Source organism: Streptomyces sp. NPDC107500 (genome assembly GCF_055582785.1).
Genome location: NZ_JBVJPF010000003.1, coordinates 1 through 25,911 on the forward strand (window position 1 = coordinate 1; position 25,911 = coordinate 25,911).

Sequence of the window (25,911 nt, forward strand, 5' to 3'; positions counted from 1 at the left end):
GCCAACACCCCCGACATCCTGCACGCCTACCTCCAGACCGGCGGCCGCCCCGCCTTCGAGGTCCGCGCCGTCCTCGCCGCCACCCTCTCCCCCACATGGGGCATCTACAGCGGCTACGAACTGTGCGAACACACCCCCCTGCGCGAGGGCAGCGAGGAATACCTCGACTCCGAGAAGTACCAGCTCAAACCCCGCGACTGGGCCGCCGCCGCCCGCGAGGGCCGCACCATCGCCCCCCTCGTCACCAAGCTCAACACCATCCGGCGTGCGAACCCGGCACTCCGGCAACTGCGCGATCTGCACTTCCATCCCACGGACAAGGAGGAGGTGATCGCCTACTCGAAGCGGCACGGCTCGAACACGGTTCTGGTGGTCGCCAACCTCGACCCCCACCACACCCAGGAGGCGACGGTCTCGTTGGACATGCCGCAACTCGGCCTGGACTGGCACGAGTCGGTGCCGGTGCGCGACGAGCTGACCGGCGAGACCTACCACTGGGGCAGGGCCAACTATGTGCGCCTGGAGCCGGGCCGTTCGCCCGCCCACGTCTGCACGGTTCTGCGACCGTCCCACCCGCAGATCGGAGGGTCACCCACCATATGATCGTCAACGAGCCCGTGCCGGACACCTTCGAGGACACCCCGGCCAAGGACCGCGACCCGGACTGGTTCAAACGAGCCGTCTTCTACGAGGTCCTCGTCCGCTCCTTCCAGGACAGCAACGGCGACGGCGTCGGCGACCTCAAGGGCCTCACCGCCAAGCTGGACTACCTGCAATGGCTGGGCGTGGACTGCCTCTGGCTCCCGCCCTTCTTCAAATCCCCCCTGCGCGACGGCGGCTACGACGTCTCCGACTACACCGCCGTGCTCCCCGAGTTCGGCGACCTCGCCGACTTCGTGGAGTTCGTGGACGCCGCCCACCAGCGCGGCATGCGCGTCATCATCGACTTCGTCATGAACCACACCAGCGACCAGCACCCGTGGTTCCAGGAGTCCCGCAAGAACCCCGACGGCCCCTACGGCGACTACTACGTCTGGGCCGACGACGACACCCAGTACGCCGACGCCCGCATCATCTTCGTCGACACCGAGGCCTCCAACTGGACGTACGACCCGGTGCGCAAGCAGTACTTCTGGCACCGGTTCTTCTCCCACCAGCCGGACCTCAACTACGAGAACCCGGCCGTGCAGGAGGAGATGATCTCCGGGCTGAAGTTCTGGCTGGACCTGGGCATCGACGGGTTCCGGCTGGACGCGGTGCCGTACCTGTACGCCGAGGAAGGCACCAACTGCGAGAACCTGCCGCGCACCCACGAGTTCCTGAAGCGGGTGCGCAAGGAGATCGACGCGCAGTACCCGGACACGGTGGTGCTGGCGGAGGCCAACCAGTGGCCCGAGGACGTCGTCGACTACTTCGGCGACTACTCCGCGGGCGGCGACGAGTGCCACATGGCCTTCCACTTCCCGGTCATGCCCCGCATCTTCATGGCGGTCAGAAGGGAGTCGCGCTACCCGGTCTCGGAGATCCTCGCCAAGACCCCCGCGATCCCGTCCGGCTGCCAGTGGGGCATCTTCCTGCGCAACCACGACGAGCTGACCCTGGAAATGGTCACCGACGAAGAGCGCGACTACATGTACGCGGAGTACGCCAAGGACCCGCGGATGCGCGCCAACATCGGCATCCGGCGCCGCCTGGCCCCGCTCCTGGACAACGACCGCGACCAGATCGAGCTGTTCACCGCGCTGCTGCTCTCCCTGCCCGGCTCGCCGATCCTCTACTACGGCGACGAGATCGGCATGGGCGACAACATCTGGCTCGGCGACCGCGACGCGGTGCGCACCCCGATGCAGTGGACGCCGGACCGCAACGCCGGCTTCTCGTCGTGCGACCCGGGCCGGCTGTTCCTGCCGACGATCATGGACCCGGTCCACGGCTACCAGGTGACGAACGTCGAGGCGTCGATGGCCTCGCCCTCGTCCCTGCTGCACTGGACACGGCGCATGATCGAGATCCGCAAGCAGAACCCCGCCTTCGGGCTGGGCACCTACACCGAACTGCCCTCCTCCAACCCGGCCGTCCTGGCCTTTCTGCGGGAGGCCCCCCCGAATGGGGACGGGGAGGACGACCTGGTGCTGTGCGTCCACAACTTCTCGCGGTTCGCGCAGCCCACCGAACTCGACCTCAGCGCTTTCGGGGGACGCCACCCGGTCGAGCTGTTCGGCGGAGTCCGCTTCCCCGCGGTCGGCGACCTGCCGTACCTGCTGACCCTCGGAGGCCACGGCTTCTACTGGTTCCGGCTCCGCAAGGACGCCGTCTGACTGAGCCCCCGGGCGGGACGGTTTCCACCGCCCCGCCCGGGGCACGCATCAGTAACACCCCGACGATCCGGGGAAAGGACGCTACGCCATGCCGGAAGCCGTCACACGTACCGTCACGAGCCCGCCGGGCCTCCTAGCGTCTCTCGATCCACTTCTGCGGGAGTGGCTGCCACGGCAGCGCTGGTTCGCCGGCAAGGGCCGCGCGGTCACCGGGTTCTCGCTGGTCGCCGCCACCGACCTGCTCCCCGCCGACTCCCGGCTCGGCCTCCACCACGTGCTGGTCCGCGCCCACCAGCAGTCCGCCCCGGCCGCGGGCGCGCCCGAGGAACCCGGCGACTGCTACCAGCTGCTCATAGGCACGCGCGAGGCGCTGCCGCCCCGGCTGGCGCCCGCACTGATCGGACACGTGACCGAGGGCCCGTCGGCAGGCCGCACCGCCTACGACGCCCTGTACGACACCCGGCCCGCCGAGGTGCTCCTGGAGGCGATGCGCACCGGGGCCCGTATCGGCGGGCTCCGCTTCGAGCGGGAGGAGGGCCGGGAGATACGCGCCGGCCTGGTGCCGCGGCTGATGACCGCCGAGCAGTCGAACTCGTCGGTCGTGTTTGGAGATACGTTCATTCTCAAGGTGCTGCGCCGGATCGTGCCCGGCGTCAACCCCGACCTGGAGCTGCCGCTGGCGCTGGCCCGCGAGGGCAGCGCCCGGGTGCCCGCCCCGGCGGGCTGGATGACGGCCGACCTGGACGGCCGGACCTGGGTGCTGGGGGTGCTCCAGCCGTACCTCCAGGGCGCGACCGACGGCTGGGAGCTGGCGCTGCGCGAACTGGCCAAGGGCGAGGACTTCGCCGCCGAGGCGCGGGCGCTCGGCCGGGCCACCGCCGAGGTGCACACCGCGCTGGCCCGCGCGCTGCCGACCGTCACCCTCGGCCACGCCCAGGTGCGGCAGCTCGCCGACGGCATGATCGCGCGGCTGGAGGAGGCCGCCCGGGCGGTGCCCCTGCTGCGGCCGTACGCGCCCGCCCTGCGCACCGCCTTCACCGCGCTGGGCGACCTGGCGGCCGAGGGCCGCACCTGGACCGCGCAGCGCGTCCACGGCGACCTCCACCTCGGCCAGTGCCTGCGCTCGCCCACCGGACGGTGGTCGCTGATCGACTTCGAGGGGGAGCCCGCGAAACCGCTGGCCGAGCGCCGGCTGCCGCAGCCGACGGTGCGGGACGTCGCCGGGATGCTGCGCTCCTTCGACTACGCGGCGCACTCGGCCGAGGCCCCGGTGCCGGGGTGGGCCGCGGGCTGCCGGGCGGCCTACTGCACCGGGTACGCGGAGGCCGGCGGCGGCGACCCGCGCACCGATCCGGTGCTGCTGCGCGCCTACGAGACCGACAAGGCGGTCTACGAGGTCCTGTACGAGGCCCGGCACCGTCCCGACTGGCTCCCGGTGCCGCTGGCCGCGGTCCGCCGCCTGTCGGCACCCGAACCGGCCTGACGCCCCCCGCCGTTGCTCCCACTCGCCCAGGAGGCCCACCCGTGACGCCCCGCCCCTCGTCCAGCGGTCCCGACCCGAAGAAGACGGCCGCCAAGCAGGCGGCCGAGAAGAAGACGACCGGCAAGCAGGCCGCCGCGAAGAAGGCGCCCTCGAAGAAGACGGCCAAGACGACCGAGGGGGCCGGGACGGCGAAGGCCGGCGTGAAGAAGACCGCGACGACGAAGAGCGCCGCGAAGAAGAGCGCCGCGAAGAAGGCCGTGGCACACAAGGCCGTGACGAAGACAGCCGTGGCGAAGAAGGCCACCGCCAAGAAGCCGTCCGCCAGGAAGTCCGCCGCGAAGAAGCCCGCCGCCCGGAAGGCCACCGCTCCCGCCGCCGAGATCGCCGTCTCCCCCTCCCTGGACGCCGGCGACCGGGCGCGGCTGCTGGCCGGCACGCACCACGACCCCCACTCCGTGCTCGGCGCCCACCGGGTGCCCGGCGGGGTCGCCTTCCGGGCCCTGCGGCCGTACGCCCGCGAGGTGACCGTCCTCTCCGGCGACCTGCGCGTCGAACTGCACGACGACGGGGACGGCTTCTTCTCCGGGCTGCTGCCCCTGCGGGAGGTCCCCCTGCACCGGCTGCGCGTGGCGTACGAGGAGACGGTGCAGGAGGTCGAGGACCCGTACCGCTTCCTTCCCACACTGGGCGAGCTGGACCTGCACCTGATCGGCGAGGGCCGGCACGAGCAGCTGTGGCAGGCGCTCGGCGCGCACCCGATGACGCACGACGGCGTCGCGGGCACCCGCTTCACGGTGTGGGCACCGAACGCGCGCGGGGTCCGGGTGGCCGGCGGCTTCAACTTCTGGGACGGCACCGGCCACCCCATGCGCTCGCTCGGCGCCACCGGCGTGTGGGAGCTGTTCCTGCCCGGCGTCGGCGCGGGCGAGCTGTACAAGTTCGAGATCACCCGCGCCGACGGCTCGCGCACCTTCCGCGCCGATCCGCTGGCCCGCGCCACGGAGGTCCCGCCGGCCACCTCGTCCGTCGTCCACACCTCGGACTACACCTGGGGCGACGAGGAGTGGCTGGCCCGCCGCGCCGACGCGCCCGCGCACGAGGCGCCGATGTCGGTGTACGAGGTCCACCTGGCCTCCTGGCGGCCGGGGCTGACGTACCGGGAACTGGCCGAACAGCTCCCCGCGTACGTCGCCGACCTCGGCTTCACGCACGTCGAGCTGATGCCGGTCGCCGAGCACCCCTTCGGCGGCTCCTGGGGCTACCAGGTCACCGGCTTCTACGCGCCCACCGCCCGGCTCGGCGACCCCGACGACTTCAAGTACCTGGTCGACCGGCTGCACCAGGCCGGCATCGGTGTCCTGATGGACTGGGTGCCGGCGCACTTCCCGCGCGACGACTGGGCGCTGGCCGAGTTCGACGGGCGCCCGCTGTACGAGCACTCCGACCCGCTGCGGGCGGCGCACCCCGACTGGGGGACGCTGGAGTTCGACTTCGGGCGGCGCGAGGTGCGCAACTTCCTCGTCGCCAACGCCGTGTACTGGTGCGAGGAGTTCCACATCGACGGACTGCGGGTGGACGCGGTCGCCTCGATGCTCTACCTGGACTACTCGCGCGAGCCGGGGCAGTGGACGCCCAACGCGCGGGGCGGCCGGGAGAACCTGGACGCGGTGGCGTTCCTCCAGGAGATGAACGCCACGGTGTACCGGCGGGTGCCGGGCGTGGTGACCGTCGCCGAGGAGTCGACGGCCTGGGACGGGGTCACCCGGGCCACCCACCACAAGGGGCCGAGCGGCTTCGGCGGGCTCGGGTTCGGGCTGAAGTGGAACATGGGCTGGATGCACGACTCGCTCCAGTACATGAGCCACGAACCGGTGCACCGCAGGTACCACCACGGGGAGATGACCTTCTCCATGGTGTACGCGTACAGCGAGAACTACGTGCTGCCGATATCCCACGACGAGGTCGTGCACGGCAAGCGGTCGCTGGTGTCGAAGATGCCCGGCGACTGGTGGCAGCAGCGCGCGAACGAGCGGGCGTACCTGGCCTTCATGTGGGCCCACCCCGGCAAGCAACTGCTCTTCATGGGGCAGGAGTTCGCGCAGGGCGCCGAGTGGTCCGAGGCGCACGGCCCCGACTGGTGGCTCCTCGACCCGGAGTACGGGGCGGCCACGGACCACCGGGGCGTGCGGGACCTGGTGCGGGACCTGAACGCCGTCTACCGGACCACGCCCGCGCTGTGGCGGCTCGACACCCACCCGTCCGGGTTCGCCTGGGTGGTCGGGGACGCCGCCGAGGACAACGTGCTCGCGTTCCTGCGGCTGGACGCCGACGGCACCCCGCTGCTGGCCGTGTCGAACTTCGCCCCGGTCGTCCGCGCCGACTACCGTCTCGGCGTCCCGGACGACGTCCCCGCCTGGCACGAGGTGCTCAACACCGACGCCGCGCGCTACGGCGGCGGCGACGTGGGCAACCCGGACCCGGTCAAGCCGGAGCCGCAGGGCTGGCACGGCCGGCCGGCGAGCGTGCGGCTGACCCTGCCGCCGCTCGCGACGGTGTGGCTGCGTCCGGCGTGACGGCAGGGCCCCGGCCGCCGACGGCGGCCGGGGCACCCGCGCGCTCGCCTATCCGGCCGCGTCCACCAGCCCCTTCGGCAGCGGCCCGGTGTGCAGGACGCCGAGCCGCTGGGTGGCGCGGGTGAGGGCCACGTAGAGGTCGCTGGTGCCGTAGCGGCCCGGCTCGACGACGAGGACGGAGTCGAACTCCAGGCCCTTGGACTGGCGCGGGTCGAGCAGGACGACCGTCCGCGTCAGGTCCGGCTCGCCGCCCGGCGTCACGCCGTCCAGCCGGGCGGCCAGAACCCGGTGCAGCTCGCGCGGGGCGATGACGGCGAGGCGCCCCTCCTCGGGGGTCAGCTCCCGGACGGCCTCGGCGACGGCGGCCGGGAGGTCCGCGGTGGCGCGGACCCAGGGGCGTACGCCCGTGGAGCGCACCGAACTCGGCGGCGCGAACTCCGGGTCCTCGGCCCGCACGACGGCCGCCGCCACGTCCATGATCTCGGCCGGGGTGCGGTAGTTGACGCCCAGCCGGGTGTGCTCCCAGCGGTCCTCGACGTAGGGGGCGAGGATCTTCGACCAGGAACCGACCCCGGCCTCCTCCGCGGTCTGTGCCGGGTCGCCGACCAGGGTCATCGAGCGGGTCGGGCAGCGCCGCATCAGCAGCCGCCACGCCATCGGCGACAGCTCCTGCGCCTCGTCGACGATGATGTGCCCGAACGCCCAGGTGCGGTCGGCCGCCGCGCGTTCGGCGGCGCTGCGGTGGTCGTCCTCCTCCTGGCGCTCGGCGAACCGTTCGGCGTCGATGATGTCGTGCGCGGACAGGACCTCGGCGTCGTCCTCGTGCTTGTCCTCGAACTCGTAGGTCCGGGACGCGTACGACACGTCCAGCACGCCCTGCGCGTAGGCGATCTGCTCCGCCCGCTCGCGCTCGGCGCGGGAGCGGGCCACCCGGTCGTCCACACCGAGCAGTTCCGCGGCCTCGTCCAGCAGCGGCACGTCGGCGACGGTCCAGTGCCGGGTGACCGGGCGGCGGACGGCGGCCGCGTCCTCGGCGGACAGGAACGGCTCGGGGGCGGCGAGGAAGTCGGCGACCAGGCGGCGCGGGGTCAGGCGCGGCCACAGCTGGTCGATGGCCGACCAGACCTCGGGGTTCTCGGCGAGTTCGTCGCGGATCTGGGTGATGTCGCTGGGGTCGAGGAGGTTGGAGCCGTCGTAGGGGTCGGTGCCGATGCGTTCGGCGACCATGTCGGTCAGGGTGTTGAGGATGTGGCCCTCGAAGTGCTCGCGGGCCGCGTTGTGCGGCAGCCGCGCGGCGCGGGTGCGCTCCCGGGCGACGTTCACCAGGTCGTCGTCGAGCATCAGGATCTCGCGGTCGTGCTCGATCGCGATCACCGGGTCGGGCAGCGCCTGCCGGTCCCGGACCACCTCGGCGAGCACGTCGGCCATGTCCGCGCGGCCCTTCACCGCCGCCGCCCGAGGGGTGTCCGTCGCCGTGGCCCGCACGCCCGGGTACAGCTCGCCGACCGTCGACAGCAGGACGCCGGTCTCGCCCAGGGAGGGCAGCACCTCTCCGATGTAGCCGAGGAAGGCGGGGTTGGGCCCGACGATGAGGACGGCGCGCTTGGCGAGCAGTTCGCGGTGCTCGTAGAGGAGGTAGGCGGCCCGGTGCAGGGCGACGGCGGTCTTGCCGGTGCCGGGGCCGCCCTCCACGACCAGCACACCCCGGTGCGGGGCGCGGATGATGCGGTCCTGGTCGGCCTGGATGGTCTGCACGATGTCGCCCATGCGGCCGGTGCGCGCGGAGTTCAGCGCCGCGAGCAGCACGGCGTCGCCGGACGGGTCCTCGTGACCGGTCCGCGTCTCGTCGCCGAGGTCCAGGATCTCGTCGTGCAGGGCGGCGACCCGGCGGCCCTCGGTGGCGAGGTGCCGGCGGCGGCGCAGGCCCATCGGGGTGTGGCCGGTCGCCAGGTAGAAGGGGCGGGCGACGTCGGCCCGCCAGTCGATCAGGACCGGGGTGCGTTCGGCGTCGTCGGCGCGGAGCCCGATGCGGCCGATGTGGTGGACGTCCCCGGAGGCGAGGTCGATCCGGCCGAAGCAGAGGGAGCCGTCCACCGCGTTGAGCGCGGCGAGCAGCCCGGAGCGCTCGGCCACCAGGATGTCCCGCTCCAGCCTGGCCTGCTGAGGGGTGTTGCCCTGCGCGAGTGCGTCCGTGACCGAGACCTCGGTGTCGCCGCGCAGCGCGTCCACGCGCGCGTAGAGTCCGTCGACGAATTCCTGCTCGTGTCGCAATTCATCGTCCGGAAATTCGGTGTTTGACAATTCCACTCCCGCCCGGATATACTGTGCTCACTGAACTTCTTCATGACCTCATTTCCTTGAAGTCACGAATCCCCGAATATACGCAGAGAAATCCCCCGAGCGCAATTGCTCGGGGGATTTCTCGTGGCGCGTGCGGGTCGGGCCCGGTCAGAGCACGTCGGCCAGTTCCGCCAGCAGCCGCCGCTTGGGCCGCGAGCCCACCATCGACTTCACCGGCTCGCCCCCGCGGAACACCATGAAGGTCGGCATCGACAGCACCTTGTACGCGTTCGTCGTCGCCGGATTGCGGTCCACGTTCAGCTGCACCACGCGGAGCCGGTCGCCCTCCTCCTCGGCCACGGCGCTGAGCACCGGCGCCATCTGCCGGCACGGCGGGCACCAGTCCGCGGTGAACTCCACCAGCACCGGCAGCTCACTGCCCAGCACCTCACTGCCGAACTCCGCGTCCGTCACCTCGGGCACCCCGTCGCTCGTCATGCGTGTCCTCCCAGTTCGCACTTGGGCTCCGGACCCCCCGGAACCGCCGCCTCGGCACGCGCCAGCTGCGCGCCCACCTGCGCCCGCACCGACGTGAGCTGGTCGATCAGCGCGTCCAGCTGCGCCAGCTTGCGCCGGTAGACCACGAGGGACGCCGGGCACGAGTCGCCCTCGGGGTGCCCGGCGCGCAGGCACTCCACGAACGGGCGGGTCTCCTCCAGGTCGAACCCGAAGTCCTGGAGCGTCCTGATCTGCCGCAGCAGCCTCAGGTCGTCCTCGTCGTACGTCCGGTAACCGTTGCCGGTGCGCCGCGCGGGCAGCAGTCCGCGCGACTCGTAGTACCGCAGCGTCCGCGTCGTGGTCCCGGCCCGTGCGGCCAGTTCGCCGATTCGCATGCCACGAACGTAGGCGTTGACCCGGACGTCAAGGCAAGAGGCCCCGGCGCCGGGGGGCGCGGGGCCTCTTGCGGGGTGACCGGGCGGCTGAGCAACGGGGGGAGCACCTCAGCCGCCCGGAGCGTGCGGGCCGGGCCTCGGGGTCAGGCCCGCGCCAGCTCCTTCTCGCCGCCCTGCTCGGGCAGGTCCGGTGCGTCGCCGGCGTCGTCGGCGCCGTGGTGGTCGTCCAGCAGGGTCTTCTCGTCGAAGGGGGCCCGGCCGGCGAGCACCTCGCTCATCCGCTCCTTGTCGATCTCCTTGGTCCAGGTGCCGATCAGGACCGTGGCCACGGCGTTGCCGCCGAAGTTGGTCAGGGCGCGGGCCTCGCTCATGAAGCGGTCGATGCCCACAATCAGGCCGATGCCGTCCACCAGGGCGGGCTTGTGCGACTGGAGGCCGCCGGCCAGCGTGGCGAGACCGGCGCCGGAGACACCGGCGGCGCCCTTGGAGGCCACCAGCAGGAAGAGCAGCAGCGGGATCTGCTCGCCGATGGACATCGGCGTACCCATGGCGTCGGCGATGAACAGCGAGGCCATGGTCATGTAGATCATGGTGCCGTCGAGGTTGAAGGAGTAGCCGGTCGGGACGGTGATGCCGACCACCGGCTTGCTGACGCCCAGGTGCTCCATCTTCGCGATCAGGCGCGGCAGCGCCGACTCCGAGGAGGAGGTGGACAGGATCAGCAGGAACTCGCGGCCCAGGTACTTGAAGAGCGAGAGGACGTTCACCCCGGCGATCAGGCGCAGCATCGCGCCCAGCACGAGGAAGAGGAAGAGGAAGCAGGTCACGTAGAAGCCGAGCATCAGCACGGCCAGGCTCTTCAGAGCCTCGACGCCGGCCGATCCGGTGACGGCCGCGATGGCACCGAAGGCGCCGACCGGGGCGGCCCACATGATCATGGCCAGGACGCGGAAGACCAGCCGCTGGATGTGCTCGATGCCGCGCAGGACGGGCTGCCCGGCGGATCCCATGGCCTGAAGGGCGAAGCCGCACAGCAGGGCGATCAGCAGCGTCTGGAGCACCTCGCCGGCGGTGAACGCGGAGACGATGGTGGTCGGGATGATGCCCATCAGGAAGTCGACGGTGCCCTTGGCCTCCGCGTCGACCTGCGCCTGGCCGGTCTCCTTGACGGCGTCGGTCACCGCGAGGCCCGTGCCCGGGTCGAGGATGTTGCCGACGATCAGGCCGATGGCGAGCGCCACCAGCGACATCACCAGGAAGTAGACCAGCGCGATCCCGCCGACCGCGCCGACCTTGGCGGCCTTGCGCACCGATCCGATGCCCAGCACGATCGTGCAGAAGATGATCGGCGAGATCATCATCTTGATCAGGTTCACGAAGCCGGTGCCCAGGGGCTTCAGCTCGGTGGCGAAGTCCGGAGCGATCAGACCCACCGCGATACCGAGGGCGACCGCGATGATCACCGCGATGTAGAGATAGTGCGTGCGGTCCCGCTTGGCTTTGGGTGCGGCAGGTGCCGTAGCGGCTTTGCTGGTCACGGCGGCCCTCCTTGACGACGTCGTCGGCATCACCGGCGTGCGGCTCACGTCCGGGGGTGTGTATCGGGGATGCGGTGACTATCTCCCGGCGTGTGAGGGCGGTCACCCTTGCGTTCATTGAGTTCACAATCCAGCCAGGAGGGAGACTGACGGCATGCACCTCCACGTCCCGCGACCCCGCAGCCTGGCCGGGCAGCTCTTCGCCATGCAGGCCGTCCTGATAGCGGTCGTCGTGGTCGGGTACGCGCTGTTCACCTACATCAGCGACCGGGGGCAGGCCGAGGACGCGGCCGGGCGGCAGGCCAGGGCGGTGTCGCTGGCCATCGCGGACTCGCCGTCCGTGGTGGCGGCGATCGGCACCCCGGATCCGACGGCGCGGCTCCAGCCGTACGCGGTGCGGGTCATGCGGGACACGGACGTGGACTTCGTGACGATCATGGATCCGTACGGCATCCGCTGGACCCATCCCGACCCGGCGCAAATCGGCCACCCCTTCCAGGGGCACATCGAGCGCGCGCAGCGGGGCGAGACCTTCACGGAGACCTACACCGGCACGCTCGGGCCCTCGGTGCGGGCGGTCACGCCGGTCCTGGACGGGGACCGGGTGGTCGGACTGGTCAGCGCCGGGATCAAGGTGGAGGAGATCAGCAAGCGGGCGCAGGAGCAGCTCACCGCCCTGTCGGGGGTGGCGGCCGGGGCGCTGCTGCTCGGCGCGGTCGGCACCTACGTGATCAACGCGCGGCTGCGCCGGCACACGCACGGCATGAACGCGGACGAGCTGAGCCGGATGCACGACTACCATCAGGCCGCGCTGCACGCGGTGCGCGAAGGGCTGCTGATGCTGGACGGGCAGTACCGGGTCGCGCTGATCAACGACGGTGGACGGGAGCTGCTGGGCGTGACCGGTGACGTGGTGGGCGCCTCGGTGGCGGACCTCGGGCTGCCGGCGCAGCTGACGGGGGCGCTGCTGGCGTCGGAGCCCCGGGTGGACGAGGTGCACCTGGCGGCCGAGCGGGTGCTGGTCGTCAACACCTCGCCGGTCTCCGGCGGTGAGCGGCGGGGCACGGTGGTGACGCTGCGGGACGTGACCGAGCTTCAGTCGCTGACGGGTGAGCTGGACTCCGAGCGCGGGTTCACGCAGGCGCTGCGCTCGCAGGCGCACGAGGCCGCGAACCGGCTGCACACCGTCGTCTCGCTGATCGAGCTGGGGCGCGCGGAGGAGGCCGTGGAGTTCGCGACGGCCGAGCTGGAGCTGGCCCAGGCGCTCACCGACCAGGTGGTGGCGGCGGTCGGCGAGCCGGTGCTGGCGGCGCTGCTGCTGGGCAAGACGGCGCAGGCGAACGAGCGGGGAGTGGAGCTGGTGGTGTCGCGGGAGAGCCGGCTGGACGACGGTCTGCTGCCGCCGTCGCTGCCCGCCAGGGACCTGGTGACGATCCTGGGCAACCTGGTGGACAACGCGGTGGACGCGGCGCAGGGCGCGGTGCCCTCGCGGGTGACGGTGGCGGCGTACACCGAGGCGGCGGGCGACGGTTTCGAGCTGGTGATGCGGGTGTCGGACACGGGCGCCGGGGTCGACCCCGCCCATGCCGACCTGGTCTTCCAGCGGGGCTTCTCCACGAAGCCGTCCGGGGAGGGCGGCGGCCGGGGTCTGGGCCTGGCCCTGGTCCGCCAGGCGGTACGACGGCACGGCGGCACCCTCACGGTCGCGGAGGCCGAGGGCGGCGGCGCCCGCTTCGAGGCGCGGCTGCCGCTGGGCGATGCCGGGAGCGGCACGGCGACGCCGGCCACCGTGGCGGGCAGACCGGACTCGGGAGGCTCCGCATGACCGGGGAGCAGCCCATCCGGGTCCTGGTCGTCGAGGACGACCCGGTCGCCGCCGACGCGCACGTGATGTACGTCGGCCGGGTGCCGGGGTTCGTGGCCGTCGGCAAGGCGCACACCGGCGCGGAGGCCAGGCGCCTGCTGGACCGCACGCCGGTCGACCTGCTCCTGCTGGACCTCCACCTGCCGGACGTGCACGGCCTCCAGCTGGCCCGTTCGCTGCGGGCGGCCGGACATCACACCGACGTGATAGCGGTGACGTCGGCGCGGGACCTGACGGTCGTGCGGGAGGGCGTGTCGCTGGGCGTCGTCCAGTACGTGCTGAAGCCGTTCACCTTCGCCACCCTGCGCGACCGGCTCGTCCGGTACGCGGAGTTCCGCGGCACGGCCGGCGAGGCGAGCGGCCAGGACGAGGTCGACCGCGCCCTCGCCACCCTCCGCGCCCCCGGCCCGGCCGCCCTGCCGAAGGGCCTGAGCGGACCGACCCTGGAACGCGTCACGGGCGCCCTGCGCGGCTCGGAGGAGGGCCTGACGGCGGCCGGGGTCGCCGAGGCGGTGGGCATCTCCCGGATCACGGCCCGGCGTTACCTGGAACACCTGGTGGACGCGGGCCGTGCGGGGCGGAGCCCGCAGTACGGGCAGGTGGGGCGGCCGGAGTTGGTCTATCGGTGGGTACGGGGCCGGTAGCGGCCCGGCCGCCGACGTCCCCCGCTCACGCTCACGCCGCCCTCGCGTACCGCACCACCTGCGAGGCGAGACCCGCCACCGCGAGCGCCTCCAGTGCCGAGAGCCAGACGAGCAGGCCCCTGACGTCCCCGTTTGACCAGTAGACGGTCAGCGCGGCCAGCGGTACCGCGCAGAACGCCGTCAGGTCGATCACGGTCTGTATCGCCTTGCGGGACCGGCGCCGGGTGTCGCCGCGGTGGTACGCCTCCCACCCGAAGGTCGTGAAACCGGCCCCGTGTGCCGCGAGGGCGGCCAGCCGGGGGCCCAGATCGTCCCGGACGTAGAGCCCGATCGCCGAGATCTTCTCGTCGTTGACGAGGTAGGTCCATCCGAGGACGACGCACACCGGCGGCAGCGCCAGGAGCATCGACGGCTGCTTCGCCTGGGCCGTCGCGGCGATGACGGCCGCCACGACCGCGAGTGTCACGTAGAGGAGGTTGTCCCGGAACCCGATCCTCGCCCTCTGCTCGCTCTTCACGCTCTCGTACTCGGCGAGCAGCAACTGCCCGGCCGTGACGTCCTGTTCCGGCACTCGAACCCCTTCTCCCAGCGGTAACTTATGACTATGCCGGACATCCAGCCCACCGCTCTGGTGCTGACCGCACTCCCCCTCGAATACGCCGCCGTCCGCGCGCACGTCGAGGAGCGGGAGGAGCTGGTGCACCGGGACGGGACCCGCGTCGAACGGGGACGGCTGCCGGGCACCTCCTGGCACGTCGCCCTCGCCGAACTGGGCATGGGCGCCGAGCAGGCCGCCGCACTCACCACCCAGCTCATCAACTGGCTGCGCCCCGAGGCCGTGTTCTTCGTCGGAGTCGCCGGCGGCCTGAAGGACGACGTCGAGATCGGCGACGTCGTCGTGGGCACGCAGATCTACGAGATCCACGGGGGCAAGCAGACGCCGGAAGGTTTCCTGGTCCGGCCGAAGGCACTGCCGGGCTCGCACGCGCTGGAGCAGGCGGCCCGTTCCGCCGTACGGGACATGCCCGACGTACGGGCCCACTTCATGCCGATCGCCACGGGTGACGTCGTCCTGGCGGACGCCGAGTCCGAGATCGCCCGGTTCATCCGCGGGAACTACAACGACGCGGGCGCGATCGAGATGGAGGGATCCGGGGCGCTCCGGGCGGCCCACCTGAACGGCCAGCTGCCCGCCCTGGTGGTCCGGGGCATCAGCGACCGGGCCGACGCCGGCAAGCACAGGGCCGACGCCTCGGGTTCGCAGCAGCGCGCCGCCGCGCAGGCCGCGACGGTGACGACGGCGGTACTCCGCAAGCACCGGCCCCGCGAAGCTTCCCCCTCCGGCGCCTCCGACTCCGAGGAGGGTCCCCAACAACGCGGCGACGGCACGGCGACGTACGGCGGCGACCACATCGACTTCCGGGGCGGCACCTTTCACGGGCCCGTCACCGGCAAGCGGGACGGAGGACGGTAGGAGCGGCAGGGTCCCCACCCACGGCCCGGTCCCCCGGGCGACCGCCACGCTCCCGCCCCGCCCGCTGGGCTTCACCGGCCGGTCGGCGGAGCTGGACCGCCTGCTGCCGCACCTCTCCCCCGGCGAGGACGACACCGCGGCACTGCCCGTGCTCATCTTCGCCGTCACGGGGATGGGCGGCGTCGGCAAGACCGCGCTGGCGGTGGAGGCCGCGCACCGGGCCCTGGCGCGGGGCTGGTTCCCGGGCGGGACGCTCTTCGTGGACCTGCGCGGGTACGACGAGACTCCGGTCACCGCGGATCAGGCGGTACTGGCGCTGCTCGACGCGCTCGGCGTACGGGACGGGGAGCTGCCCCCGACGACGGACCGCCAGTACGACGCGTACCGCGCGCTGCTCGTCGAACGACGGGACCGGATGCTGCTGATCCTGGACAACGCCTCGGATTCCGCCCAGTACCTCCCGCTGCTGCCCGGCACGGACCATCACCGGGTGCTCATCACCTCCCGGGACCGTCCGGACGCCCTTCCGCTACGCGTGATCGACCTGGAAAAACTCGATCCGGACGAATCCGTCGCCCTCGTGACTCGCGCCCTGCACGACACCGACGAACGGGACGCACGTCCGGTGCGTGAACCCGGCGCCCTGCGTGAACTGGCGGATCTGTGCGGCCACCTGCCGCTTGCCCTCCAGATCGCGGCGGGGGTGCTGCGTCGGCGTCGCCGTCGGGACATCGCGTCTCTGGTGGCTGAGATCCGGGAGGCCGGGGACGCGACGGCCGTCCTCGACCACGGCAGCCCCGGAACCGACCTCTTTGGACGCCCGCTCGTCCTACGGCCCGTTCTGGAGACCTCCTATCGCCGGTTGCCGCCCGATCAGGCCCGGCTGTTGCGCCTGCTGTGCCTCGCGCCGGGGGCTGATACCAGCACACGGGCGGTCACCGCCCTTGCCGACCTCGACACCGAGAGCGTGCTGTCACTTCTGGAGCACCTGGCAGCCAGACATCTCGTCATCCCGCTGGTCAACAACGGGACGGCCTGCGACATGCGCTGGCGGTTGCACGACCTGGTGCGCGGATTCGGCGCAGGTGTGGTGGCGGCGGACGCGAGGTTGCGCGAGGAGGGTGACGCGGCGCGGGATCGGGTGCTGGAGTTCTACTCGCGGTGGGCGAATGCGGCCGACGACCGGTTGCGGTGGCTGCCGGGAGCGGCGGAGCCGGAGTGGTTCGAAGACCGGGAACAGGCTCTGGCATGGATGGACTCGGAACGGGCGAGTCTGGTCGCGATCGTGGGATGGGGGTGGGAGGAGCGGTTCGCGAACGGAACTGTGCGGCTGGCGCCGTGCCTCGGGGAGTACCTCGCCTGGCGGCGGTACTTCGATGACTGGATCGCCGTCGCGGAAACCGCGCGGGACTCCGCGCGCCTCGTCGGAAACGGGTTGGGCGAGGCCATCGCGTGGGACCACCTGGGGCTCGCCCTGCGGCGGGCGGGCCGCGACGTGGAAGCGATCGAGGCCCACAACAGCGCCCGCGACCTGTACCGGGCTGCCGGAGACCTCCGCGGCGAGGCCATCGCGTGGAACAACTGGGGGATCGCACTTCAGCAGGCGGGCAGGGCGGAGGAGGCGATCGAGGCCCACCTCCGCGCCCGCGACCTGCACCAAGCCGCTGAGAATCCCCACAGCGAGGCCATCGCGTGGAACAACCTCGGCAATGCCCTGGACGAGCTGGGGCGAGCGGAGGAGGCGATCGAGGCCCACCTCCGCGCCCGCGACCTGTACCAAGCCGCCGGGGATCGCCATGGCGAGGGTATGGCCTGGAACAACCTCGGCCTCGCCCTGCGCAAGGTGGGCCGGCTGGACGAGGCGATCGAGGCGTGCGAGAAGGACCTCGAGATCTGCCGGGAGTTCGAGGACTGGTACGGCGAGGGGCAGACCCTCCTCAACCTCGCCCTCGCTCACGAGGCCGCCCACCGCCCCGTCGAGGCCCGCGCCGCCTACCTCCTGGCCTCGGACGCCTACACCCGCGCGGACGCCCTCACCGAAGCAGACCAAGTCCGCGCCCGCGCTTCGCGGAATCCCCACTCGCAGGAGCATTGACCTGACTAGACCACTCCTCTTACGTTCGCCGAGCAGCCGTCCCGGCCACAGTGTCGTGCCCGTAGGAGGTCGTGCCCGTGCGTCCCAGCTTCCGGTTCACCGCTCTGTTCACCCTCACCGCGCTCACCTCCACGGCGCTCGCCGCCTGCGGAAGCGGCTCCGGCAGCGATCCGGACACGGTGAAGGTCTCCTTCAAACAGTCGACGGACAACTCCATCAAGGTGATGGACACGTATCTCGCCGACATCAAGAAGCAGTTCGAGAAGGCCAACCCGGGGAAGAAGGTCGAACTCGTCCCCATCAAGGCCCCGGACGCGGAGTACTACACCAAGCTCCAGCAGATGCTCCGCTCCCCCAAGACCGCGCCGGACCTCGTCTACGAGGACACCTTCCTCATCAACTCCGACATCACCAGCGGGTACTTGAAGCCCCTCGACCCGTACCTGGAGAAGTGGAAGGACTGGGACCAGTTCATCGACACGGCCAAGGCGGCGACCGCGGGCGAGGACGGCAAGACGTACGGCGTCCCGGACGGCACCGACACCCGCGGGCTGTGGTTCAGCAAGGACGTCTTCGCCAAGGCCGGGCTGCCCGCCGACTGGCAGCCGAAGACGTGGGCCGAGGTACTGGACGCCGCCCGCGCCATCAAGGAGAAGGTCCCCGGCGTCACCCCGATCAACGTGTACACCGGCAAGCCGGCCGGTGAAGCGGCCACCATGCAGGGCTTCGAGATGCTGCTGTACGGCACGAACGACGGGAGCACGGACCCGCTGTACGACAAGGACGGCAAGAAGTGGATCACGGCGGGGAAGGGGTTCGAGGACTCCCTCGCCTTCGTCGAGAGCGTGTACAAGGAGAAGCTCGGCCCCGAGGTCTCCGACGCGCTCGACCCCAACTTCGGCACCGCCGTCCGCGGTGAGCTGCTGCCGCAGGGCAAGCTCGGCATCGCCCTGGACGGCTCCTGGCTGCCGCAGGACTGGCTGGAGGGCAGCGGGCACGAGTGGCCCGAGTGGTCGAAGGAGCTGGGCCTGGCGGCCATGCCGACGCAGAACGGCCAGGCCCCCGGCAAGGTGAGCATGTCCGGCGGCTGGGCCTGGTCGATCCCGGCCAAGGCGGCCAACCCGGACCTCGCCTTCGACTTCGTCAAGACGATGCAGACCAAGGCCAACGCCCAGAAGTGGTACATCGCCAACTCCGGCATCGCGGTCCGCGAGGACGTCGCGAACGATCCCGCGTACACCGCCGCCCAGCCCGGCATCAAGTTCTTCACCGACCTGGTCGAGAGCACCCACTACCGGCCCGCCTACCCGGCGTACCCGAAGGTGTCGGTGGCCATCCAGGAGGCGATGGAGGGCGTGACGACCGGCGACCTGTCGGTCGAGGAGGCGGCGCGCGGGTACGACGAGGCGCTCAAGGAGGCCACCGACAACCAGGTGGTGAGCAGGTGACCGCGGCCGCGCCGCGGCACGCCGGTCCGGAGGTCACCAAGGATCCGCCGGGCCCGCCCGCTCCCGTCCCGGGGAAGGCCGGGGGCGGGCGGGCCGTCACCGCCCGCCGCTCCCTCCTGCGCGCCCTGCCCGTCTCCCCCGCCGTCGTCCTGCTGCTGCTCTTCCTCGCCGGCCCGATCGCCTACTGCGTGGTCATCGCCTTCACCGACCTCCAGCTCACCGGTCAGGCCGAGGAGTCCTTCGTCGGCCTCGAGAACTTCAAGCGGGCGTTCCAGGACGAGGCGTTCCTCAACGCGGTGTGGCTGACCCTGGTGTTCACGGTGCTGTCCTCGCTGATCGGTCAGAACACCATGGGGCTCGCACTGGCCACGCTGATGCAGCGGGCCTCGAAGCCGGTCCGCACACTCACCGGTGGCATCGTTGTCACCGCCTGGGTGCTGCCGGAGGTAGTGGCCGGCTTCCTGCTCTACGCCTTCTTCCGCCGCGAGGGCACCCTCAACGCCGTCCTGGACTGGCTCCACCTGCCCTCCCAGAACTGGCTGTTCACGCTGCCGATCCTGGCGGTGTCCTTCGCCAACGTGTGGCGGGGCACGGCGTTCTCGATGCTGGTCTACTCGGCGGCCCTGAACGAGATCCCCAAGGAGGTCACCGAGGCCGCCGAGGTCGACGGCGCGGGCGGCTGGCGCCGCATGTGGCACGTGACGCTGCCGATGATCCGGCGCTCCATCGCCACCAACCTCATGCTGAACACCCTCCAGACGCTGTCGGTCTTCGGGCTGATCTGGGTGATGACCCGGGGCGGTCCCAGCGGCAAGAGCCAGACGCTGCCGCTGTTCATGTACGAACAGGCCTTCCAGAACAGCCTGATCGGCTACGGCACGGCGGTGGCGCTGCTGCTGTTGCTGATCGACTCGCTGTTCTCGGTCGTGTACCTGCGCCTGCTCCGGACGGAGGTCTGATCCCGATGGCCCTCATGACGCGCCCGCCCGCCAGGCGCCGCACACGGCGCAGGCTGGCCGCCGACACCGGTCTGCTGGTGGTGGCGGCGGCCTTCGTCCTGCCGCTGGCCTGGGTGGTGCTGTCCGCCCTGGGCCCGGACGCCGGTCTGCGGGTGAAGGTCCCCGACGGGCTGACCCTGGACAACTTCGACGCGATCCTCACCCCGGAGATCACCTTCACCCCGCTGCTCAACAGCCTGGTCCTGTGCGGCGGAGCGACCCTGCTGACGGTGGTCTGCGCGGCGCTCGCGGCGTATCCGCTCTCCCGTTTCCGGTCCCGGCTCAACCGGCCCTTCCTGCTGACGATCCTGTTCGCGACCAGCCTGCCGATCACGGCGATCATGGTGCCGGTCTACGCGCTCTTCGTGCGGGTGAACATGATCGACACCATGCAGGGGACGATCTTCTTCTTCGCCGCCTCCCAGCTGCCCTTCGCCATCTGGCTGATGAAGAACTTCATGGACGGCGTACCGAAGGAGCTGGAGGAGGCGGCGTGGACGGACGGTGCGTCCGCGTTCCAGTCGCTGCTGCGGATCGTGCTGCCGCTGATGGGGCCGGGGGTGGCGGTGGTGACGGTGTTCTCGTTCGTGATGATGTGGGGGAACTTCTTCGTCCCCTTCATGCTACTGCTCTCCCCGGACCAGATGCCCGCCTCGGTCAGCATCAACGACTTCTTCGGCAACCGGGGCATGGTGGCGTACGGGCAGCTGGCGGCGTTCTCGATCGTCTACTCGACGCCGGTCGTGCTGCTGTACGTGCTGATCTCCCGGCGGCTGGGCGGCGGGTTCGCACTGGGCGGGGCGGTGAAGGGGTGAGCGAGGGGGCGCGTCCGGGTCCGCGCGCCCCCGTACGTTCCTACAATCCGTATCGCTGGCTGAACAGCCCGTAGTCAGCCCGGCCCCGGACCCCTACGGTGTGGCGCGTGCGCCGACCCTCATCCGGCCCGAACCAGTCGGGCCCCCCGTTCAACGCCCTCGCCGCCCGCCGGCTGCGTGCCGCCCTCAACATGGGCCCCGAGCACGTCGCCCACAACATACGGGTCTCGTACGGACTGCCGTACGTCACCCCCGACCTCGTCGTCGCCTGGGAACGGGGGACGGTCTCCCCCGGGAACCCGGAGCTGACCGCCCTCGCCGGGGTGCTGTGGTGCTCCCCCGGTGAGCTGATCGGCCGGCCGCAGACCCTGCACGAGCACCGGGTCGCCCGCGGTCTCGCGCCGGAGGACGTGGCGCGGACCGTGGGGGTCGCGCTCACGGCCTACCTGCGGATGGAGGAGACCGACGACTGGCGCGGCACCGACCGCCAGTCGGCCCAGCTGGCCGACGTGCTCGGGCTGTCGCTGCCGGACTTCGTCACCGTCACGGGCCGCGAGGAGAAGCTGGCCGACCTGCTGACCAGCGCCGTGAGCACCCGCTGGCAGGGCTATGTGCGCCCGGTCGCCAAACTGGCCCCGCTGGACCGGCGCGTCCTGGAGAACGTCCTCCAGGTGCTGCACCAGGACTACCAGGGGCACATGGCCTCCACCCTCAGCTGGGGCGGGGGCAGCGGCGACGCCGGCGCCGGGGGGCGCGACTTCCTGGACCGCATAGTGGAGCACTTCTGGTCGGCGGTCGAGAGACACCCGTGAAGGTCGGCGGGCGGCCCGGCGGCGGCCCGGGCTGGCGGCCAGGGCCTGCCGGACAGGCCCTAGAAAACCGACTCCGCCTCGTCCATCCGGTCCTTCGGCACCGTCTTCAGCTCGGTGACGGCCTCCGCGAGCGGCACCATCACGACGTCCGTGCCGCGCAGCGCGGTCATGTGGCCGAACTCGCCGCGGTGCGCCGCCTCCACCGCGTGCCAGCCGAAGCGGGTGGCGAGCACCCTGTCGTACGCGGTCGGCACGCCGCCGCGCTGGACGTGGCCGAGGATGACGGGCTTGGCCTCCTTGCCGAGCCGGCGCTCCAGCTCGTACGCCAGCGCGGTGCCGATGCCCTGGAACCGCTCGTGGCCGAACTTGTCGATCGCGCCCTTGCCGTAGTCCATGGAGCCTTCGGCGGGGTGGGCGCCCTCGGCGACGCAGACGACGGCGAACTTCTTGCCGCGGGAGAACCGCTCCTCGACCATCTTGACCAGGTCGGCGGGGTCGAAGGGGCGCTCGGGCAGGCAGATGCCGTGGGCGCCGGCGGCCATGCCGGACTCCAGGGCGATCCAGCCCGCGTGCCGGCCCATGACCTCGACGACCATCACGCGCTGGTGGGACTCGGCGGTGGTCTTGAGGCGGTCCATGGCCTCGGTGGCCACCCCGACGGCGGTGTCGAAGCCGAAGGTGCGGTCGGTGGAGGAGATGTCGTTGTCGATGGTCTTCGGCACGCCGACCACCGGCAGGCCGGCGTCGGAGAGCATCCGGGCGGCGGTCAGCGTGCCCTCGCCGCCGATCGGGATCAGCGCGTCGATGCCGAAGTTCTGGATCATGTCCGAGGCGTTCTCGCAGGCCTCGCGGAGCCGGTCGCGCTCCAGCCGGGAGGAGCCGAGGATGGTGCCGCCGCGGGCCAGGATGCCGCTGACCGCGTTCAGGTCGAGGGTGCGGTAACGGCCGTCCAGCAGGCCCGCGTAGCCGTCCTCGAAGCCGATGACCTCGTCGCCGTAGTTGTCGACCGCTCGGTGCACGACCGACCGGATCACTGCGTTCAGGCCGGGGCAGTCGCCGCCTGCGGTGAGAACTCCGATACGCATCGTGCTGTGTCTCCTGCTCGCTGTGGACACCGGTGAGCCGATGCAATTGTTCCACGGCCCGGGGAGCGAAGGGCACTGACGGGCGCCTTAGCTACTGAGAGAGGTATTGTCAAGAGGGTTCCGCTCACCCCGGTGGGCGATTTTTGTGCACGGGTCAGCCGCCGCCAGACCGACACCAGACGAAACGGAGAGCACGCGTGACGCGCAGCGTGTACGTGACCGGTATCGACCGCGGGGACGGCCGCCAGGTCGTCGAGCTGGGGGTCATGGAACTCCTGACCCGGCAGGTCGACCGGGTCGGCGTCTTCCGCCCCCTGGTGCACGACGGGCCGGACCGCCTCTTCGAGCTGCTGCGCTCCCGCTACCGGCTCTCCCAGGACTCCGCGACGGTCTACGGCATGGACTACCAGGAGGCGTCCGCCCTCCAGGCCGAGCAGGGCACCGACGAGCTGGTGTCCGCGCTGGTCGACCGCTTCCACCTGGTCGCCCGGGACTACGACGTCGTCCTCGTCCTCGGCACCGACTTCGCCGACACCCAGTTCCCGGACGAGCTGTCGATGAACGCCCGGCTCGCCAACGAGTTCGGCGCCTCCGTCGTCCCGGTCGTGGGCGGCCGCAAGCAGACCGCGGAGTCCGTGCTCGCCGAGACCGTCAACGCCTTCCGCGCCTACGACACCCTGGGCTGCGACGTCCTGGCCATGGTGACCAACCGGGTGGCCCGGGAGGACCGGGACGAGATCGCCGAGCGGCTGGCGAACCGGCTGCCGGTGCCGTGCTGGGTGGTGCCGGACGAGCCCGCGCTGTCCGCGCCGACCGTCTCCCAGATCGCGCACGCCCTCGGCGCCCAGGTGGTCCTCGGCGACGACTCCGGGCTCGCCCGGGACGCGCTGGACTTCGTCTTCGGCGGGGCCATGCTGCCCAACCTGCTGGCCGCGCTGACCCCGGGCTGCCTGGTCATCACGCCGGGCGACCGCGCCGACCTGGTGATCGGCTCCCTCGCCGCGCACAGCGCGGGCACCCCGCCGATAGCCGGCCTGCTGCTGACCCTGGACGAGGTGCCCGGCGACGGCATCCTCACCCTCGCCGCCCGCCTCGCCCCCGGTACGCCGGTGCTCTCGGTGACCGGCAACAGCTTCCCCACCGCCGAACAGCTGTTCTCCCTGGAGGGCAAGCTCAACGCGGCCACCCCGCGCAAGGCGGAGACGGCCCTCGGCCTGTTCGAGCGGTACGTCGACACCGCCGAGCTGAGCAGCCGGGTCTCCGCCCCGAGCAGCGACCGGGTCACGCCGATGATGTTCGAGCACAAGCTGCTGGAGCAGGCCCGCTCCGACCTGCGCCGGGTCGTCCTCCCGGAGGGCACCGAGGAGCGGGTGCTGCACGCGGCGGAGGTGCTGCTGCGCCGGGGCGTGTGCGAGCTGACCCTGCTCGGCCCGGTCGAGCAGATCCGCAAGAAGGCCGCCGACCTGGGCATCGACCTGGAGGGCGCCGAGCTGACCGACCCCGCGGTCTCCGAACTGCGGGACTCCTTCGCCGAGAAGTACGCCGAACTGCGCGCCCACAAGGGCGTGACCGTGGAGCTGGCGTACGACGTGGTGTCGGACGTGAACTACTTCGGCACGCTGATGGTGCAGGAAGGGTTCGCGGACGGCATGGTGTCGGGGTCGGTGCACTCCACGGCGGCGACGATCCGGCCCGCGTTCGAGATCATCAAGACCAAGCCGGACGCCTCCATCGTCTCGTCCGTCTTCTTCATGTGCCTGGCCGACAAGGTCCTGGCCTACGGCGACTGCGCGGTCAACCCGGATCCGAACGCGGAGCAGCTCGCCGACATCGCGATCCAGTCGGCGGCCACGGCGGCCCGGTTCGGGGTGGAGCCGCGCATCGCGATGCTGTCCTACTCGACGGGCACCTCCGGGTCCGGCGCCGACGTCGACAAGGTGCGCGCGGCGACGGAACTGGTCCGCGCCCGCCGTCCGGACCTCAAGATCGAGGGCCCGATCCAGTACGACGCCGCGGTGGAGCCCTCGGTGGCCGCGACCAAGCTGCCGGACTCGGAGGTCGCCGGGCAGGCCAGCGTTCTGATCTTCCCCGACCTGAACACCGGCAACAACACCTACAAGGCCGTGCAGCGCTCGGCCGGCGCCATCGCGGTGGGCCCGGTGCTCCAGGGTCTGCGCAAGCCGGTCAACGACCTGTCCCGGGGCGCGCTCGTGCAGGACATCGTCAACACCGTCGCCATCACGGCGATCCAGGCCCAGCAGTCCCCCACCGAGAAGGCTTCCGACCAGTGAGTCCCACGCGTGTCCTCGTCCTCAACTCCGGCTCGTCGTCGGTCAAGTACCAGCTGCTGGACATGCGCGGCGGCGACCGGCTGGCCGTGGGCCTCGTCGAGCGGATCGGCGAGGACACCTCCCGCCTCAAGCACACGCCGGCCGGCGGCGAGAGCCGTGAGTGGGGCGGCTCCATCCCCGACCACGAGTCCGCGCTGAAGGCCGTGGCCGCCGAGCTGGCCAAGGACGGCCTCGGTCTGGACTCGCCGGAGCTGGCCGCGATCGGCCACCGCGTGGTGCACGGGGGCCGGCGGTTCACCGAGCCGACCGTGATCGACGACGCCGTGCTCGCCGAGATCGAGCGGCTGATCCCGGTCGCCCCGCTGCACAACCCGGCCAACCTCACCGGCATCCGCACCGCGCAGGCGCTCCGCCCCGACCTGCCCCAGGTCGCCGTCTTCGACACCGCCTTCCACACCACGATGCCGGAGTCCGCGGCGCGCTACGCGATCGACGTGGAGACCGCCGACGCGCACCGCATCCGCCGCTACGGCTTCCACGGCACCTCGCACGCGTACGTCTCCCGGGAGACCGCGCGGCTGCTCGGCCGGGCGTCCGAGGACGTGAACGTGATCGTGCTGCACCTGGGCAACGGGGCGTCGGCCTCGGCGGTGCGGGGCGGGCGGTGCGTGGACACGTCCATGGGGCTGACGCCTTTGGAGGGGCTGGTGATGGGTACGCGCTCGGGAGACATGGACCCGGCCGTCATCTTCCATTTGATGCGCGTAGGCGAAATGTCCGCCGACGAGATCGACACTCTCCTCAACAAGAGGAGCGGTCTGATCGGGTTGTGCGGTGACAACGACATGCGGGAGATCCGCCGCCGCGTCGACGCCGGCGACGAGCGGGCCCGGCTGGCCTTCGACATCTACATTCACCGGCTGAAGAAGTACATCGGCGCCTATTACGCCGTTCTCGGACGGGTGGACGCGGTGGCCTACACGGCCGGGGTCGGCGAGAACGCGGCGCCGGTGCGGGAGGCCGCCGTGGCGGGCCTGGAGGGGCTGGGCCTGGCGGTCGACGGCGGGCTGAACGCCGTACGCGGCGACGGGGCGCGGCTGATCTCGCCCGCGGACGCGCGGGTGGCGGTGGCCGTCGTACCGACCGATGAGGAAATGGAGATCGCGACGCAGACCTACGCGCTGGTAATTGGTTCAGGTGGTTCGGCGGGTTCTGAGAATCTCACCTGAGCGGCATCCCGCCCTTTTGTATTTTCCGCCAGACGGAATATTCCGCGCCGAAACAAACCGATAGGATGGCA

General features: G+C 71.4%; 19 protein-coding genes and 1 pseudogene. 14 read left to right on the forward strand and 6 right to left on the reverse strand.

Annotated features, from left to right (window positions below; genetic code table 11):
* The 4 genes and pseudogenes from ACZ67M_RS11600 to glgB form a co-directional block, all read left to right on the forward strand.
* Positions 1–603, forward strand: a pseudogene (locus tag ACZ67M_RS11600) (alpha-1,4-glucan--maltose-1-phosphate maltosyltransferase); the annotation flags it as partial.
* Positions 600–2,318, forward strand: a complete 1,719-nt coding sequence (gene treS, locus ACZ67M_RS11605) for a maltose alpha-D-glucosyltransferase (RefSeq protein WP_376362108.1) — start codon at positions 600–602, stop codon at positions 2,316–2,318. The pseudogene ACZ67M_RS11600 and the gene treS, both read left to right, overlap by 4 nt.
* An 88-nt stretch (positions 2,319–2,406) precedes the next feature.
* Entirely contained in the window at positions 2,407–3,801 is a 1,395-nt protein-coding gene (locus tag ACZ67M_RS11610; protein ID WP_361351455.1) for a maltokinase N-terminal cap-like domain-containing protein, read from the forward strand.
* Positions 3,802–3,842: 41 nt separating this feature from the next.
* On the forward strand, positions 3,843–6,374 hold the full coding sequence (gene glgB / locus ACZ67M_RS11615; RefSeq protein WP_469850722.1) for a 1,4-alpha-glucan branching enzyme: 2,532 nt from the start codon (positions 3,843–3,845) through the stop codon (positions 6,372–6,374).
* A 48-nt stretch (positions 6,375–6,422) separates the two neighbouring features.
* Here glgB and ACZ67M_RS11620 read toward each other — a convergent pair whose 3' ends face one another.
* The 4 genes from ACZ67M_RS11620 to ACZ67M_RS11635 form a co-directional block, all read right to left on the reverse strand.
* Positions 6,423–8,645: a HelD family protein gene (locus ACZ67M_RS11620; protein ID WP_469850724.1), complete on the reverse strand. Its 2,223-nt coding sequence runs from the start codon at positions 8,643–8,645 to the stop codon at positions 6,423–6,425.
* Between the two features lie 177 nt (positions 8,646–8,822).
* The gene (locus tag ACZ67M_RS11625) at positions 8,823–9,137 is read right to left on the reverse strand and encodes a thioredoxin family protein (RefSeq protein WP_122616377.1); all 315 of its coding nucleotides are present in this window, start codon (positions 9,135–9,137) and stop codon (positions 8,823–8,825) included.
* 11 nt (positions 9,138–9,148) lie between these two features.
* Positions 9,149–9,547 (reverse strand): MerR family transcriptional regulator, encoded by a 399-nt coding sequence (locus ACZ67M_RS11630; RefSeq protein WP_361351461.1) that lies wholly within the window; start codon positions 9,545–9,547, stop codon positions 9,149–9,151.
* 143 nt (positions 9,548–9,690) lie between these two features.
* A complete protein-coding gene (locus ACZ67M_RS11635) occupies positions 9,691–11,085 on the reverse strand; it encodes a cation:dicarboxylate symporter family transporter (RefSeq protein ID WP_469850726.1) in 1,395 nt (464 codons plus the stop codon).
* Positions 11,086–11,239: 154 nt separating this feature from the next.
* Between ACZ67M_RS11635 and ACZ67M_RS11640 the strand changes: the two genes are divergently transcribed.
* Together ACZ67M_RS11640 and ACZ67M_RS11645 are read left to right on the forward strand one after the other, a co-directional pair.
* Positions 11,240–12,910, forward strand: coding sequence for a sensor histidine kinase (locus ACZ67M_RS11640; protein ID WP_467319166.1), 1,671 nt, complete (start codon positions 11,240–11,242; stop codon positions 12,908–12,910).
* Positions 12,907–13,593 carry a response regulator gene (locus ACZ67M_RS11645; RefSeq protein ID WP_385803079.1) on the forward strand — a complete coding sequence of 229 codons (687 nt, stop codon included), beginning with the start codon at positions 12,907–12,909 and terminating at the stop codon, positions 13,591–13,593. Before ACZ67M_RS11640 ends, ACZ67M_RS11645 begins: the two co-directional genes overlap by 4 nt.
* A gap of 31 nt (positions 13,594–13,624) precedes the next feature.
* Here the strand turns inward: ACZ67M_RS11645 and ACZ67M_RS11650 are convergent, their stop codons facing one another.
* Entirely contained in the window at positions 13,625–14,164 is a 540-nt protein-coding gene (locus ACZ67M_RS11650) for a hypothetical protein (RefSeq protein ID WP_385803081.1), read from the reverse strand.
* A 27-nt stretch (positions 14,165–14,191) separates the two neighbouring features.
* On the opposite strand from ACZ67M_RS11650, the gene ACZ67M_RS11655 reads away from it, so the two are divergent.
* The 6 genes from ACZ67M_RS11655 (at position 14,192) to ACZ67M_RS11680 (ending at position 21,235) form a co-directional block, all read left to right on the forward strand.
* Positions 14,192–15,067, forward strand: a complete 876-nt coding sequence (locus tag ACZ67M_RS11655) for a 5'-methylthioadenosine/S-adenosylhomocysteine nucleosidase (RefSeq protein WP_469850730.1) — start codon at positions 14,192–14,194, stop codon at positions 15,065–15,067.
* Between the two features lie 148 nt (positions 15,068–15,215).
* Positions 15,216–17,162 (forward strand): tetratricopeptide repeat protein, encoded by a 1,947-nt coding sequence (locus ACZ67M_RS11660; RefSeq protein WP_469850732.1) that lies wholly within the window; start codon positions 15,216–15,218, stop codon positions 17,160–17,162.
* A 77-nt stretch (positions 17,163–17,239) separates the two neighbouring features.
* On the forward strand, positions 17,240–18,610 hold the full coding sequence (locus tag ACZ67M_RS11665; RefSeq protein WP_361351484.1) for an extracellular solute-binding protein: 1,371 nt from the start codon (positions 17,240–17,242) through the stop codon (positions 18,608–18,610).
* Complete coding sequence (locus ACZ67M_RS11670; RefSeq protein WP_469850733.1) at positions 18,607–19,569, forward strand: carbohydrate ABC transporter permease; 963 nt, start codon at positions 18,607–18,609, stop codon at positions 19,567–19,569. Before ACZ67M_RS11665 ends, ACZ67M_RS11670 begins: the two co-directional genes overlap by 4 nt.
* Before the next feature lie 14 nt (positions 19,570–19,583).
* On the forward strand, positions 19,584–20,423 hold the full coding sequence (locus ACZ67M_RS11675) for a carbohydrate ABC transporter permease (protein WP_469850735.1): 840 nt from the start codon (positions 19,584–19,586) through the stop codon (positions 20,421–20,423).
* 98 nt (positions 20,424–20,521) lie between these two features.
* Positions 20,522–21,235 (forward strand): helix-turn-helix domain-containing protein, encoded by a 714-nt coding sequence (locus ACZ67M_RS11680; RefSeq protein ID WP_469850736.1) that lies wholly within the window; start codon positions 20,522–20,524, stop codon positions 21,233–21,235.
* A gap of 59 nt (positions 21,236–21,294) precedes the next feature.
* Here the strand turns inward: ACZ67M_RS11680 and ACZ67M_RS11685 are convergent, their stop codons facing one another.
* On the reverse strand, positions 21,295–22,320 hold the full coding sequence (locus tag ACZ67M_RS11685; RefSeq protein WP_064729906.1) for an ATP-dependent 6-phosphofructokinase: 1,026 nt from the start codon (positions 22,318–22,320) through the stop codon (positions 21,295–21,297).
* A 197-nt stretch (positions 22,321–22,517) separates the two neighbouring features.
* Here ACZ67M_RS11685 and pta point away from each other — a divergent pair, with 197 nt between their 5' ends.
* Together pta and ACZ67M_RS11695 are read left to right on the forward strand one after the other, a co-directional pair.
* The gene (pta, locus tag ACZ67M_RS11690) at positions 22,518–24,611 is read left to right on the forward strand and encodes a phosphate acetyltransferase (RefSeq protein WP_469850737.1); all 2,094 of its coding nucleotides are present in this window, start codon (positions 22,518–22,520) and stop codon (positions 24,609–24,611) included.
* The gene (locus ACZ67M_RS11695) at positions 24,608–25,840 is read left to right on the forward strand and encodes an acetate kinase (protein WP_469850738.1); all 1,233 of its coding nucleotides are present in this window, start codon (positions 24,608–24,610) and stop codon (positions 25,838–25,840) included. Before pta ends, ACZ67M_RS11695 begins: the two co-directional genes overlap by 4 nt.
* Positions 25,841–25,911: the final 71 nt, after the last annotated feature.

What these genes read in the sequence shown, in the direction of transcription:
- ACZ67M_RS11610 (WP_361351455.1), top strand. Translation starts at nt 2,407, where the DNA reads ATGCCGGAAGCCGTCACACGTACCGTCACGAGCCCGCCGGGCCTCCTA.
- ACZ67M_RS11675 (WP_469850735.1), top strand. Translation starts at nt 19,584, where the DNA reads ATGACGCGCCCGCCCGCCAGGCGCCGCACACGGCGCAGGCTGGCCGCC.
- ACZ67M_RS11630 (WP_361351461.1), bottom strand. Translation starts at nt 9,547, where the DNA reads ATGCGAATCGGCGAACTGGCCGCACGGGCCGGGACCACGACGCGGACG.
- ACZ67M_RS11645 (WP_385803079.1), top strand. Translation starts at nt 12,907, where the DNA reads ATGACCGGGGAGCAGCCCATCCGGGTCCTGGTCGTCGAGGACGACCCG.
- ACZ67M_RS11685 (WP_064729906.1), bottom strand. Translation starts at nt 22,320, where the DNA reads ATGCGTATCGGAGTTCTCACCGCAGGCGGCGACTGCCCCGGCCTGAAC.
- ACZ67M_RS11655 (WP_469850730.1), top strand. Translation starts at nt 14,192, where the DNA reads ATGACTATGCCGGACATCCAGCCCACCGCTCTGGTGCTGACCGCACTC.
- ACZ67M_RS11640 (WP_467319166.1), top strand. Translation starts at nt 11,240, where the DNA reads ATGCACCTCCACGTCCCGCGACCCCGCAGCCTGGCCGGGCAGCTCTTC.
- treS (WP_376362108.1), top strand. Translation starts at nt 600, where the DNA reads ATGATCGTCAACGAGCCCGTGCCGGACACCTTCGAGGACACCCCGGCC.